Here is a 13,618-nt window from a genome sequence, read left to right as displayed (position 1 = left end):
TATATAAGATATATTATTAAGGTAGGGGATTTTATGTGAAAGGGGCGGAAAAAAGAATAGGGTTTTTATGGTTTTTTATACTTTTAGGAGCCATATGTGGAAGTCTTCTTGGAGATGCTATTGGAAATAGTTTAAGTTTTTTAAGCCTTTTTAAAAATTCTTATTCAGTTGGAATGTCTCAACCCATAGTATTAAATCTTAAAGTTATGGTATTGACTTTAGGTATAAATTTTAGAATAAATATTATGACTATAATAGGAATAATTATGGCTATAATATTATATAGAAGGTATTAGGAAGTGATGACTTGAAAATTATATTGGCCTCAGCCTCCAGTAGAAGGAAAGAGCTTTTAAGAAGATTGGTGGAAAACTTTCAAGTAATAGTAAGTGATTTTGATGAAAGTTCTGTTGTATTTCATAAAGATTGTGCATCCTATGTTATGAGACTAGCTGAAGGTAAGGCAAAAAACGTATGCAGTAAGCTTTCAGATAAAAATTCAATTGTAATAGGATGTGATACGGTAGTATTCTTTAATGGAAAAATAATGGGAAAACCCAATAATAGCAAAGAAGCTTTTTACATGTTGAAATCTTTAAGTGGAAATAAACATCAGGTCTATTCAGGTATATCAATTATAGATAGGATTTCAGATAGAATTAATAGTGATTTTGTATGCACTACTGTAAAGTTTTCTGAAATAGATGATAGACGGATAGAAGAATATTTAAAAATTGGAGAATATAAAGATAAAGCAGGAGCTTATGGTATACAAGGCAGTGGAGGAATTTTTGTAGAAGAAATTCATGGATGCTATTATAATGTGGTAGGATTACCTTTAAATAAGTTGTATAATATGTTAGGTAAGATGGGGGTAAATTTATAACAGGGAGTTTTTAAATGAACAACATGTTGAAAATTATGGATTTACCAGAAAATGAAAGACCCAGAGAAAGGTTATTTAGATATGGATCAGAAGCCCTGTCTAATTCGGAACTTTTGGCTATAATACTTGGAACTGGCAGTAAAAATGAAAATATAATATCTTTGAGCAGTAGAATTATAAAGCATAATGGAGGTCTGAATGGAATCCTCAATTCTACATTGGAAGATTTCATGGGTATTTCCGGTATTGGAAAGGCAAAGGCTGCAAAGGTAATGGCGGTGGCAGAATTGTCAAAGAGATTTAGATCTTATAAGAATGGCAATGATTGTAAAATATGCAGCCCTGAAGATGCAGCAATGCTGGTGATGGAAGAAATGAAAGAATTAAAACAGGAATATCTCAAGGTGATCATGTTGAATACAAAAAATGTAGTTGTAGGAATTAAAAATGTATTTATTGGAGGTTTAGATTCTTCCATAGTTCATCCAAGAGAGGTGTTCTTTTATGCCATAAAAAAGAATAGCGCTTCTATAATAGTGTGTCACAATCATCCGTCGGGAGATCCATCACCCAGCAGTGAAGATATAAATGTAACTTCCAGATTGAAAAGATGCGGTGAACTTTTAGGAATACAATTAATTGACCATTTGATAATAGGCAGTGGAATATATGTTAGTTTGAGAGAAAAAGGAATTTTAAGTGATTGAAAGGAGAAATATAAATGGGATTTTTTGGAATATCAAGAGACATGGGAATTGACTTAGGAACAGCTAATACATTGATATATGTTAAAGGGAAGGGAATAGTACTTAGGGAACCTTCCGTGGTGGCTATAAATAGTGATGTTAAAAAAGTAATGGCAATAGGTAATGAAGCTAAAGATATGATAGGAAGGACACCGGGAAATATAGTAGCTATAAGACCACTTAAAGATGGGGTTATTGCTGATTTTGATGTAACACATACCATGCTTAGAAAGTTTATAGAAAAGGTAAGCCCTAAATCAGCATTTACAAGTCCTAGAATATTTGTATGTTTTCCATCTGGAGTTACTGAAGTGGAAAAAAGAGCCATAGAAGAGGCCACAAAACACGCGGGGGCTAGAGATGTACTTCTTATGGAAGAACCTATGGCAGCTGCAATTGGAGCTGGACTTCCTGTAAATGAGCCCACAGGAAGTATGATTGTAGATATAGGTGGAGGAACTACAGAGGTTGCAATAATATCATTAGGAGGAATTGTAACAAGCAAGTCCTTAAGAATTGCCGGAGATGAATTAGATCAAGCCATAGTAAGCTATATAAAGAAGGAATATAATCTGATGATAGGAGAGAGAACATCAGAAAATGTAAAAATTGAATTGGGTTCAGCTTTTGATATGGATGAAGACAAATCAATGGAAATAAGGGGAAGAGATTTGATTTCAGGATTACCTAAAGTCATAAATATAACTGAAAGTGAAGTTAGGGAAGCTTTAAAAGAACCTATAGTTTCCATAATTGAAGCTATAAAGACTACACTTGAAAAAACACCACCAGAACTTGCATCAGACATAATGGACAAAGGAATTATGCTGGCAGGTGGAGGAGCTATGCTAAAAGGATTGGATCTATTGATAAATCAGGAAACACATATGCCTGTTCATATAGCTGAAGCACCCCTTGATTGTGTTGCCTTAGGTGCGGGAAAAGCTCTAGACACTATTGACAAGATAGTAGCTAGTAGAAAATAGTGGCGGATTATGAGATTTTTAAAAAATAAGTTGATAGTGACAATAATAATACTTTCAATTATATTTTTAATTTTAATTCCTTTTAGTATCAAGGGTGGTAGTGGATCATTTTTAAGAAATGGCATAGGTGTTACTTTTAATTCGGTTCAGGGAGGTCTGTACAGGTTCAATGGTAGACTGAAGGATTTCCTGGGTTTTATGATAAATTTTTCTGGAGTAAAAAGTGAAAATGAGGAATTGAAAAAGGAGAACAGTTCACTGAAGAATAAGCTGGTAGAATATAATACCTTAAAAAATGACAATTCACAACTTAGAAAAGAACTTGATTTTAAAAAACAAAGGGCTGAGTATAACTACATAGGTTGTGATATAATTGGAAAAAGCAGCGATGGAATTTTGGATGAATTTGCAATAAACAGGGGAAGTGCAGATGGCATAGGAAAACAGATGGTGGCTGTTACTGCGGAAGGTCTTGTAGGTCAGGTTATTCAAGTGGAAAACAATTGGTCTATAGTTCAATGCCTGACCAATGAGAATCTGGCAGTGGGAGGTACTGTTGAGGGATCAACGGATACAAGTGGAGTAATAAACAGCGGTATTGTAAAAGGCTATAAAGGCAGCGACAGTAAATTTTTAGCTAAGCTTTACTATCTTCCTCAGGAATCCACTGTTAAAAAAGGTGATGTGATTTTGACTTCAGGAATTGACAATTCATATCCTCAGGGAATAAGAATTGGCTCTGTGGTAAGTGTAGAAGATGATAAGGGAAAGGTAATGAAAAATGCCACAATAAAACCTTATGTGAATTTTGATAAAATTCAGGAATTGCTTATAGTGGTTCCTCAAAATAAAGTAGATATTAAATACTAGGGTGAGGTAAAATGAAAAAAATATTGGTACTGATTCTCTTGTCAATTTTGTTATTTATTTTGGATAATGTATTCATGCCTTTTTTTGCTGTAAAAACATTTTATCCAAGTTTACTGCTGATTTTTATGATTTGTTACTCTATTGTAAATGGAAAATGGGAAGGACTATGGCTGGGGATATTTGCAGGAATACTTCAGGATATATACTTTTCACAGGGATTTGGAATAAATTCTTTTACCAATATGATAGTATGTATTATGGCAGGGGTTATAGGAAATAGTATATTTAAGGAAAAAAGGATTATTCCCATTGTTTCTTGTTTTTTGCTGATTTTATTTAAGGGAATTTTAATATGGTGTATCCTCTATTTAAGTGGAGTATACATAAATATGGCAAATGTATTTTTCCCTGGCATTTACGATATGGTTTTGTGCATTTTTATATATAAACCAGTTTATAATTTCTGTAATAAAAATTATATGCAGGTGGAGTGGAAATTTTAAAGGGAAAGAGAAATTTATAAAAGTGGAGGTGGCACCTTGTGAGGGAAAAAAGGTATCCTAATATTACAAGATACACTGCGCTCATAATAGTTATGCTGACTATATTTGCTACTATTGCTGGAAGGCTTTTATTTCTCCAGGTGGTAAAAGGCCAGGATTATAAGGAACAGTCAAACAATAAATCCATAAGAGAAATTCCGGATATAGCTCCAAGGGGGAAAATTTTGGACAGCAAGGGCAGCATTTTGGCTACAAGTACCCAAGGATATATGCTGGTGTATAACAAGACAGATGAAAGTGACAAGGTTTTTTTCACTACCATGAGCAAGGTATTCAAAATCCTTGACCAAAGTGGTGAAAGTCAGCAGGATGATTTTGAGCTTAAGATAAATCCCTTTAGATTTGAATTCAGAAGTGATGATGAAGCTACCAGAAAGGCACTTGAGATTAAATTTAAAAGGGACAGAGGTTTAAATGATGAAATAGAAAAGGATATTAAAAGCAAGAATAAAAATATATCCGATGATGAACTGAAAAGTTTAGTAAATAAGAAGCTTTTGACAATATCTGCAGAGGATACTTTTAAAAAACTTGTAAAGCAATATAATATCAGCAGTGCCTATTCACTGGAACAGCAGAGAAGATTTATGATTGTGAAGGATACTTTAAAGATGCAGAGCTTTTCAGGATATAAACCTGTAACAGTAGCCAGTAATATAAAAAAGGAAACTGCCTTCAAATTTTTGCAGATGTTAAATGTGCTTCCAGGAATAGATGTGACCACCCAGCCTATAAGATCTTATCCCAATGGAGATTTGGGGTCTAATTTTATAGGGTATATATCAAAGATATCCTCTGATTATGAAAAGTATACGGAAAAGGGATATGATGTAAGCAGTGACTATGTAGGTCAGGCTGGAATTGAAGGCGCTCTTGAGGATAGGCTTAAGGGATCAAAGGGTGGTAAAATAGTAAAACTCAATAATAATGGAAGAATAACTGAAAATCTTGGCCAAAGAGATCCTTATCCTGGACAGACAGTACAGCTTACAATAGATAAGGATGTGCAAAAAGCAGCGGAAACTTCTCTTGATACTACTCTGGCAGGTCTTAGAGCCAATCCGTATCAGAGAGGATCCAATACTACAAATGCTACAAGAGGTACTGCAGTGGTAGTGAATGTCAATACTGGAGCAATAGTGGCACTTGCCCAGGTACCGCGGTATGATCCAAATTTGTTTGCTGTACCGGGAAGGCTTAGTTCAGAAATGTATAATGAGTATTTCAGCCCAGATATGGGACAATTTGGAAAAAATTATATCGAGTCGCGGGGAATTACAGCTAATTACCCGGGGGAAAGTGAAGATGATGTATTAAATACTCTTTTCCCCATTGACAAAAGTATAAAGAACAATACCACAATAAGACAGGATGTATACGACATATATCCAAAGCCATTTTATAATTATGCAACTCAGTCTCTAATACCTCCTGGTTCTACTTTCAAGCCAATGACAGCCATTGCAGGACTTGAAACTGGAGTGATAACTCCTGATTTCTCTTTGTATGATAATGGAACCTTTGATCAGGGAGGAAAAACTCTAAAGTTTAATTTGGATGGACCAAATGGAGTTGTAAATTTGACAACTGCCATAGAGAAGTCCAGTAACCCCTATTTCATGACGGTGGCGGAAAAACTCAGGAACGCCTTTGGAGATGATATTCTGGCCAAATATGCATGGAAGTTTGGGTTGGGGATAGCTTCAAACAGCAGTGTCAAGCCCGCTACTGGTATAGAGATACCGGAAAAGTTTGGACAAGTATATAATACTGTATCCAATAAAAATACCTATGCAAGTACCTATCTTTGGAAAACCATGTCCGTACTTAAAAGCGGTCAGGATGATTACGGGCATAAGGTAGTTACCATAGATTTATATGATAATAATAATGATTCAAGTCAAGTTAAGGGGACTAAAAATAATATCAAAACATTGATAAAAAATTCCATAAAAGATGGAAGCAGTGCTTTTGACAAGGCAAAATATAAGGAATTGTTTTCGGAGCTTGTAAAAGAGGATCCAAATAATAAAAAAGACATCAGTGACAGTCAGATGAGCAATTTAATCAATGTAATATACAGCATAACTATTTCAGATGCCAATGCCCAGCTGAAGGTACCTGCAAATATAGAAAATGCTGCCATAGGCCAGGGGTTAAATCAATTTACGCCTCTGCAAATAGTCAATTATATTTCCACTATTGCAAATGGTGGAACCAGATATAAATTACATTTGGTAGATAAATATCTGGATGCGGATGGAAAACTTATTGAGAAGGTTAACCCTGAGATTATAGAAAAAACCGGAATTAAACCTGAAAATATAGAGGCTGTTAAAGCGGGAATGGGTGCTGTTAATGAAAAAGGTACGGCAGCAGCTGTATTCAGCGGGTTTCCAATAAGTACCGCAGGTAAAACAGGTACTGCCCAAAGCCTGGGCAATCAGGAGCAGGTAGGAAGGACCGACTATTCCGAATATGTTGGATTTGCTCCCCTTGATAAACCTCAGATAGCTGTATGTGTGGTCTTGTTTGATGGTGGTCAGGGAGGAATTGGTGCAGCCACTGTAGCCAGGGATATTTATACAGCATATTTTACATCTAATGGTACTATAAGCAGCTCTACTACTACTACCAGCGCCGGGCAAAATAATTAATGAATGCAATTTGCGGATAGAGTATTCTATTCGCAAATTTTATGTCAATAATAATTCAGCATAAACATTTTATTTCAAAAATAAAGATAAAATTCAAGAAGGATTTATACGAAAAATGTTGAAATATTATTAGGAGGTGACTTATGGAGGCGAATATGATAGATAATAATATAATAATTAAAGGCAATAGAGATGGAATAAATTTAATTATAAATATGAATAAGTTCAAGGATTTTGAGGAAATGCTGGAGATTTTAGTTAAAAGGCTTTCAGCTGGAAAGATGTTTTACAAGGGATGTACCATTAGGATAACTACAGAATTAAAATACATAAATGAAAAACAGTTTGCTAAACTTAAAGATATATTGTTTGAAAAATTTTTAGTAAAAGATTGTATATTTGAAGACAGCAATGAAAAACCCAACAAAGTATTTTCTGGAATTTATGAAGGAAGAACAAAATTTTTAAGAAAAACAGTGAGAAGTGGACAAATTATAAATTATTCGGGAAATATAGTTGTAATTGGAGATGTAAATGCCGGTTCTGAAATATATGCAGGTGGTAACATAATAGTCTTCGGATCACTTAGAGGATATGCCCACGCTGGATTCGGGGGTAACTCCAAAGCCATAGTTGCGTCAATTTGCCTTCAGCCGGAGATGCTTCAAATTGCAGATATAGTTACCAGATCACCTGAGGATAATATTAAACCTGAATATCCAGAGATAGCTAGGATAAGAGGGAATATAATAATAGTGGAGCCATACCTCCTAAATAAATATGTTTAGAAATATCAGAGTTTTGACTTTAAATCATTTCAAAGTTGAATTTTAATTATTGATGAAAGTATTGTTGATTATTTTTGAGCCAAGGATTTTTTGTAGTAACTTGATTTGCTTATTTCTGCATGTTATACTAAAAATAAAAAATGTCGACAGTATACAGAACATTGTAAAAGGAGAAAAATGAATAATTATAAAATTAAAAAACCCATTTCATATTATAACCAAGCTTATAATTCTATAAAAGAAATGATTTTTAATGGCATTTTTAAACCAGGAGACAGAATTTATGAATCAAAACTTGCCGAACAATTTCAGGTTAGCAGGAGTCCCATAAGAGAAGCCATACGTTCCCTGGAAAAGGATGGACTTTTATGCATTGATGATAAATCAAGAACTACAGTATATAAGCCAACTATAAAAGATATTGAAGATATATACGAATGTCGCCGGGCATTAGAATCAATGGCCGCCAGATTGACCACAATTAGAGCTAGTGGTGATGAGTTAAAGAAAATTGAAAATGTACTGCTGGAAGTTAAAGAAAACATAGAACATTTTGATGATAATGTTACAAAAGCTATAATTCTGCTTAATTCCCAGTTTCACAATTTAATTCTACACTTTAGCCAAAATGATAGACTTCAAAAGCAGAGCAATGATTTAAAACTGCTTACTTATTTTTACAGGTCCATAGATGTGTATGAAAATAAACGAAATAGAGACATTTTTGAACATCATCTTAAAATATTTCACTTTATTAAACAAAGAGATGCAGAAAAGGCCGCCCGGGTTATGGATGAGCATATAGCTAGTGACTTAAAACATCTAAAAAATATTTTGAAGATGAATATGGATTAGGCGAGGAGAATATAAAATGATAATTTTAAATGCGTTAGAGAGTGTATTGAGTATTGTTCTAATGATTTCTGCAGGATATATTCTATCCCGTAAAGGATGGTTTGATGAAAAGGTTTCAAAGACCTTTTCAAAACTAGTGTGTAATTTGGCTATTCCATGTCTTATGATATCTCAGTTTGAAGAAAGCTTTGATAAAGACAAGTTAATTAGCATGGCCAGGGGATTGTTTATTCCATTTACATCCATGGCGATTTGTTATGTAATCGCCGTAGTGGTTTCCAAAGTTATTAAAGTTAAGAAGGGGCGAATTGGTACCTTCAGATCCATGTTTTTTGTATCTAATTCTATATTTATCGGACTGCCGGTAAATATGGCCTTGTTTGGTACAAAGAGTATACCTGATGTTTTACTGTATTATATAGCCAATACCATATTTTTTTGGACTATTGGCGCATATGAAATAAGCAGAGATGGACAATCTGAGGATGCCAATATATTTTCTCTGAATACATTAAAAAGAATTATGTCGGCACCATTGATAAGCTTTATATTAGCAGTTGTATTGGTATTGTTAAATGTTCATCTGCCAAAATTCATTATGGATACATGTAAATATTTCGGAAATTTGACTACTCCCCTGGCTATGATATTCATAGGAATAACTATTTATTCTGTGAATTTAAAAGAGCTGAAGTTCGGTGTGGATATATTGGCAATACTTTTAGGAAGATTTCTTATCTCACCAATGATAATTTTTCTATTATGCCATGGTTCAGCTGTCCCCCTGCTTATGAAAAAAGTATTTGTAATCCAAGCCGCTATGCCGGTTATGACTAATACGTCCATAGTCTCAAAAAGTTATGATGCGGATTATAAGTACGCTACAATAAATACGGTTATAACAACTATTTCCAGTCTGTTGGTTATTCCCATATACATGTTCATATTAAATTAGCCATATAATTGCTAATAAATACTGTTCATGGTAAATAAGTGCTTATTTCTTTAGAATATGTAAAGTTTAATAATATTATGGATTATTTTTACCATGTTTAGTATAATATCTTATAGGTGGTTTTTATTATTTAGTTGTTTACAGAAGGCTGTATTGTTTATATAAAGAAAATATTTATGCAATCAAGTATTTAAAGGAGGCAGTGCAATGGGAGAAGCAATTGTAGTAACATCAGGTAAAGGTGGGGTAGGAAAAACTACTACTACGGCTAATATAGGTACTGGATTAGCTGCTTTAGGCAAAAGTGTGGTTGTAGTGGATGGAGATACGGGCCTTAGAAATTTAGATGTACTCATGGGTCTTGAAAATAGAATAGTATTTACTCTATTGGATGTAGTTGAGAATAAATGTAAGTTAAAACAAGCTCTTATAAAAGATAAGAGACTTGCCAGCTTATACCTTTTGCCTACAGCACAGACTAGGGATAAAGAGGATGTAAGCCCTCAGCAGATGATGGATCTGATCTATGAATTAAAAAAGGAATATGATTATGTAATAATAGATTGTCCTGCGGGAATTGAACATGGCTTTGAAAACGCCATAGCAGGAGCAGATAGAGCGCTCATTGTGGTAAATCCTGAAGTAACTTCCGTAAGGGATTCTGATAGGGTCATAGGTAAGCTTGATGCTGTTGGATTGGAAAATCATCAGCTTGTAATAAATAGATTAAACTATAAGATGACTAAAAATGGGGATATGCTGGATGTAAATGATATATTGGATAGCCTGGCTATAGAACTTATAGGTGTAGTACCGGATGACAAGAATATAACAATTTCCACTAATAGAGGAGAACCAATAGTACTAAATGATAAAGCTATGGCAGGACAAGCTTTTAGAAATATATCCAGAAGAATTACAGGAGAGAAAATACCTATAATGGATTTAAGTGCTGGTCAAGAAGGACTTTTTTCATCAATAAAAAAATTATTTGGTATTAAATAAGGGGGTAAGAGAATGGACTTGTTCAAGATATTCTCCAGATCATCTTCTAAGGATGTAGCTAAGGAAAGGTTAAGGTTAATACTAATACATGATAGATGCGATATGTCTGAGGAGTTACTTGAAAATATAAAAGAAGATATACTTAGGGTGCTCTCAAAGTATATGGAGATAGATTGCTCAGAAATAGATGTAAAGATGACAACACCAGAGGAAATAAAGGGAAACTCAGCTGCTCTTGTAGCCAGTATACCTATAAAAAAAGTTAAAAACAACAAATAACTATTGATAATTTATACATAGTTTTTTTATTTCTCTGTGGTATAATCATTATAGTTATATTGGAGGGATATATAGAATGCTTGAAAAATTTACTATAAGCAGAAAGCTTTTAAAAGAGTTTGATTTTCCCATAATTGTTACTGTTATAATTATATGTTTATTTGGCAGTTTAAATATTTATAGTGCATCTCATATGAGCTATGGTTTCTATTATTTGAAAGCACAGCTTATTTGGATAGCTGTAGGGCTTGTTTTGGTGTATTTGATACTTTTAATAGATTATTCTGTTATAAAAGACTATGCTCCAATAGTCTATTGGTTTGGCGTATTTTTACTTGTACTTAATTGTATTCCAGCTTTTAAATACACGGTAAATGGAGCTTCTTCATGGATTAAAATAGGTGGTATTTCCATGCAGCCTTCTGAATTTGCCAAGGTGGGAATTATTTTAATGCTGGCAAAGCAGCTGGACGACATGGAAGGGCATATTAACAATGTAAAGAATATTGTTAAACTTACAGTATACGCTCTTATTCCCATGGCTTTAATTGTGAAACAGCCTGATATGGGAATGACTATGGTGTGTTTTTTTGCGGTTCTTGGAATATATTTTATAGCAGGGTTGAATTTTAAAGTTATACTGGGAGGATTTTTGGGAATTACGGCACTGGGAACAATTGCCTGGAAATCTTCATTTATAGAATATTATCAAAAGATGAGAATTGTATCCTTATTCAATCCGGACCAATATGAAGCATCTTATTCACTGCAGGTTACTCAGTCAAAGATAGGAATTGGTTCAGGAGGAATTTTGGGAAAAGGCTTTTTAAAGGGTACTCAGATTTCAGGAGGTTATATTCCAGAATCCCATACTGATTTTATATTTGCGGTGGTAGGGGAAGAATGGGGACTCATAGGGTGTTCCGCATTGGTAATATTTTATATAGTTATAGTGTACAGGTCTATAAAAATAGCTAAAGAGGCTAAAGATATTTTTGGGACCATGGTATGTGTTGGTATAATATCCACCATGTTATTTTCTATTTTTCAAAATATAGGTATGACTGTAGGGTTGTTGCCTATAACGGGTATTACATTACCTTTTATGAGTTATGGGGGAAGTTCTATACTTTCAGCTTTTATAGAATTATCTTTGATTTTGAATATAGGTATGAGAAGAAAGAAGATTAATTTTTAAGGGGATAGATATTATGAGGATTGCTTTTATAGCACATGATAAAAAGAAAGATGATATTGTGGATTTTGTAAAAAGATATAAGGATGTATTTAAAAATCATGAAATATTTGCTACAGGAACTACTGGAAAATTAATAAGTGATATGACCGGCATAAAGATACACAGGTTTCTCTCAGGTCCACTGGGAGGAGATCAACAAATAGGGGCAAGAGTGGCACAGGGGGATATAGATTTAGTTATATTTTTAAGGGATCCACTGACAGCCCAACCTCATGAACCTGATGTTTCTGCTCTACTTAGAATTTGCGATGTACATTGTGTGCCGCTGGCTACTAATCTGGGATCGGCAGAAGTATTTGCAAAAGCTTTGAAAGAGTACAGTGAAGGTTAATTGGCTAAACAAGGGACTTAATACTGAAATGTTTTAATTTCAGTATTAAGTCCCTTGTTTTATTAAAAATTACAGATGAATTCATAGGTGGGTAAAATGGACATAGTCATAAATGAGGTGATTTTTAAATATATATTAAATATGTATATTATAAAAAGGAGGTTTTATTAAGGTGGGGCATTATGATTCAGAGTATGAAAAATATTATAATTCCCTAAAGGGAAAAGTAAATTATTCACCTTATTATAATAAATTCTATGATAGAAATAATCTCCATGATAAAAAGGCAAGTTATTTAAGCAGAAGAATTATAAGAGATTTAACTGGAGCTCTAATTTTATTTGCATTTATTGCAGCTTGTAAATTAGTTTCAACTACTGAAAGTAAAAATGTATATAATTATTCCAAAAAAGTTGTAAGTGAAAATTATGATTATAGTAAATTAAAAACTCAGCTAAAAAGTATAAATATAAAATATATTGGAGATAGGGCTAAAAATGTAATTGAGCAACTTAGAGTAGATGGGAAGAATTAAGTTTCAAGAGGTATTTTTGTGATTAGAATGAGTAAATATTTTATTCCCTATGTAATATTTTTAATTGTCATAGGTTATAAAGGGCAGCTTATTTGTACATTTATAGTAGTCTTTTTTCATGAAGTGGTTCATTATCTAGTGGCTAGGCATTATAAGTTTTCTGGATTTGATATAGAGTTTATAGCAGTTGGTGCCACTATAAGGCTTAAGGATATAGATGAGGCATTTCCAAAAGAGGATTTGGTAATTTCAGTTTCCGGGCCGGCTGCCAATTTGATTCTCAGTATATTTTTTTATTATATATATAGAAGTTTCAGCTCAAATCTCTGGTATATGCTTTTTTCTGTAAATTTAGTCATAGGGTTGTTTAATTTGATTCCGGCATTTCCACTGGATGGAGGAAGAATACTGAGGAGCATTTTAAATTTAAAAATAACTTACAAAAAAGCTAATAGGATAATGATTATTGTAAGTATATTTATAGGAATAATACTTATGTTTTTTTACCTGTTTTTATTTCTCAATGGAAATAGCAGCTTTAATATTGGAATAATAGGAATACTTGTAGTAATGTCATCTTTAAAAGAAAATGAAAGGGCATCATATATAATTATGGGAGATATTATAAAGAAAAAGGGCAAATTTATAAAGAGGGGTTATATTGAAAACAGGAATTTATCTATATACTACAAACAGGATTTACTTACAGCTATGGGGCTGTTTGATAAGAGCAAATATAATATATTTACGGTGTTAGATGAGGAAATGAAGGTAATGGATATAATTTATGAAGAGGAGGTAATAGATGCATTAAAGCTATATGGGAATATAACTATAGAGAGATTTATGAACATAAACAGATAAAGTGCAGCAATGATCTTTAAAATAGGATTATTGCTGCACT

Annotated in this window: 16 protein-coding genes; all 16 read left to right on the top strand. The window is 33.3% G+C overall.

Annotated features, from left to right (window positions below; all coding sequences use genetic code 11):
* Positions 1–35 precede the first annotated feature (35 nt).
* The 16 genes from AB8U03_RS02340 to AB8U03_RS02265 all read left to right on the top strand — a co-directional run bounded on the left by AB8U03_RS02340 (position 36) and on the right by AB8U03_RS02265 (position 13,578).
* Entirely contained in the window at positions 36–296 is a 261-nt protein-coding gene (locus AB8U03_RS02340; RefSeq protein WP_369702915.1) for a DUF4321 domain-containing protein, read from the top strand.
* Positions 297–307: 11 nt separating this feature from the next.
* Positions 308–886 (top strand): Maf-like protein, encoded by a 579-nt coding sequence (locus AB8U03_RS02335; RefSeq protein WP_369702914.1) that lies wholly within the window; start codon positions 308–310, stop codon positions 884–886.
* A gap of 14 nt (positions 887–900) precedes the next feature.
* Positions 901–1,593, top strand: a complete 693-nt coding sequence (gene radC / locus AB8U03_RS02330) for a RadC family protein (RefSeq protein ID WP_369702913.1) — start codon at positions 901–903, stop codon at positions 1,591–1,593.
* A 14-nt stretch (positions 1,594–1,607) separates the two neighbouring features.
* Positions 1,608–2,618: a rod shape-determining protein gene (locus AB8U03_RS02325; protein ID WP_369702912.1), complete on the top strand. Its 1,011-nt coding sequence runs from the start codon at positions 1,608–1,610 to the stop codon at positions 2,616–2,618.
* A gap of 9 nt (positions 2,619–2,627) precedes the next feature.
* Entirely contained in the window at positions 2,628–3,488 is an 861-nt protein-coding gene (gene mreC / locus AB8U03_RS02320; RefSeq protein WP_369702911.1) for a rod shape-determining protein MreC, read from the top strand.
* Between the two features lie 11 nt (positions 3,489–3,499).
* A complete protein-coding gene (gene mreD, locus AB8U03_RS02315; RefSeq protein WP_369702910.1) occupies positions 3,500–3,991 on the top strand; it encodes a rod shape-determining protein MreD in 492 nt (163 codons plus the stop codon).
* Positions 3,992–4,083: 92 nt separating this feature from the next.
* On the top strand, positions 4,084–6,708 hold the full coding sequence (locus tag AB8U03_RS02310; protein ID WP_369703024.1) for a penicillin-binding transpeptidase domain-containing protein: 2,625 nt from the start codon (positions 4,084–4,086) through the stop codon (positions 6,706–6,708).
* Between the two features lie 155 nt (positions 6,709–6,863).
* Positions 6,864–7,496 carry a septum site-determining protein MinC gene (gene minC / locus AB8U03_RS02305; RefSeq protein WP_369703023.1) on the top strand — a complete coding sequence of 211 codons (633 nt, stop codon included), beginning with the start codon at positions 6,864–6,866 and terminating at the stop codon, positions 7,494–7,496.
* Positions 7,497–7,673: 177 nt separating this feature from the next.
* Positions 7,674–8,351, top strand: a complete 678-nt coding sequence (locus tag AB8U03_RS02300) for a GntR family transcriptional regulator (protein WP_369702909.1) — start codon at positions 7,674–7,676, stop codon at positions 8,349–8,351.
* 16 nt (positions 8,352–8,367) lie between these two features.
* Positions 8,368–9,306, top strand: coding sequence for an AEC family transporter (locus AB8U03_RS02295; protein WP_369702908.1), 939 nt, complete (start codon positions 8,368–8,370; stop codon positions 9,304–9,306).
* A gap of 207 nt (positions 9,307–9,513) precedes the next feature.
* Positions 9,514–10,311, top strand: coding sequence for a septum site-determining protein MinD (gene minD, locus AB8U03_RS02290; protein ID WP_369702907.1), 798 nt, complete (start codon positions 9,514–9,516; stop codon positions 10,309–10,311).
* Positions 10,312–10,323: 12 nt separating this feature from the next.
* On the top strand, positions 10,324–10,590 hold the full coding sequence (minE, locus tag AB8U03_RS02285; RefSeq protein WP_369702906.1) for a cell division topological specificity factor MinE: 267 nt from the start codon (positions 10,324–10,326) through the stop codon (positions 10,588–10,590).
* 76 nt (positions 10,591–10,666) lie between these two features.
* Complete coding sequence (gene rodA, locus AB8U03_RS02280) at positions 10,667–11,788, top strand: rod shape-determining protein RodA (protein ID WP_369702905.1); 1,122 nt, start codon at positions 10,667–10,669, stop codon at positions 11,786–11,788.
* A 13-nt stretch (positions 11,789–11,801) separates the two neighbouring features.
* Positions 11,802–12,179 (top strand): methylglyoxal synthase, encoded by a 378-nt coding sequence (gene mgsA, locus AB8U03_RS02275; RefSeq protein WP_369702904.1) that lies wholly within the window; start codon positions 11,802–11,804, stop codon positions 12,177–12,179.
* Positions 12,180–12,351: 172 nt separating this feature from the next.
* Positions 12,352–12,714, top strand: coding sequence for an endopeptidase (locus tag AB8U03_RS02270; protein WP_369702903.1), 363 nt, complete (start codon positions 12,352–12,354; stop codon positions 12,712–12,714).
* 18 nt (positions 12,715–12,732) lie between these two features.
* A complete protein-coding gene (locus tag AB8U03_RS02265; RefSeq protein WP_369702902.1) occupies positions 12,733–13,578 on the top strand; it encodes a M50 family metallopeptidase in 846 nt (281 codons plus the stop codon).
* The last annotated feature ends 40 nt before the right edge of the window (positions 13,579–13,618 follow it).

Source organism: Clostridium moutaii, assembly GCF_041205085.1.
GTDB lineage: Bacteria > Bacillota > Clostridia > Clostridiales > Clostridiaceae > Clostridium_B > Clostridium_B moutaii.
Note: the sequence above shows the minus strand (reverse complement) of the source record. Positions and strands in the feature narration are given on the sequence as shown.

Bases quoted from the DNA above. Each gene is read 5' to 3' on its own strand.
- minE (WP_369702906.1), top strand. From the start codon at position 10,324: ATGGACTTGTTCAAGATATTCTCCAGATCATCTTCTAAGGATGTAGCT.
- AB8U03_RS02325 (WP_369702912.1), top strand. From the start codon at position 1,608: ATGGGATTTTTTGGAATATCAAGAGACATGGGAATTGACTTAGGAACA.
- mreD (WP_369702910.1), top strand. From the start codon at position 3,500: ATGAAAAAAATATTGGTACTGATTCTCTTGTCAATTTTGTTATTTATT.
- minC (WP_369703023.1), top strand. From the start codon at position 6,864: ATGATAGATAATAATATAATAATTAAAGGCAATAGAGATGGAATAAAT.
- mgsA (WP_369702904.1), top strand. From the start codon at position 11,802: ATGAGGATTGCTTTTATAGCACATGATAAAAAGAAAGATGATATTGTG.
- mreC (WP_369702911.1), top strand. From the start codon at position 2,628: ATGAGATTTTTAAAAAATAAGTTGATAGTGACAATAATAATACTTTCA.
- AB8U03_RS02300 (WP_369702909.1), top strand. From the start codon at position 7,674: ATGAATAATTATAAAATTAAAAAACCCATTTCATATTATAACCAAGCT.
- rodA (WP_369702905.1), top strand. From the start codon at position 10,667: ATGCTTGAAAAATTTACTATAAGCAGAAAGCTTTTAAAAGAGTTTGAT.
- AB8U03_RS02295 (WP_369702908.1), top strand. From the start codon at position 8,368: ATGATAATTTTAAATGCGTTAGAGAGTGTATTGAGTATTGTTCTAATG.
- minD (WP_369702907.1), top strand. From the start codon at position 9,514: ATGGGAGAAGCAATTGTAGTAACATCAGGTAAAGGTGGGGTAGGAAAA.
- AB8U03_RS02310 (WP_369703024.1), top strand. From the start codon at position 4,084: ATGCTGACTATATTTGCTACTATTGCTGGAAGGCTTTTATTTCTCCAG.
- radC (WP_369702913.1), top strand. From the start codon at position 901: ATGAACAACATGTTGAAAATTATGGATTTACCAGAAAATGAAAGACCC.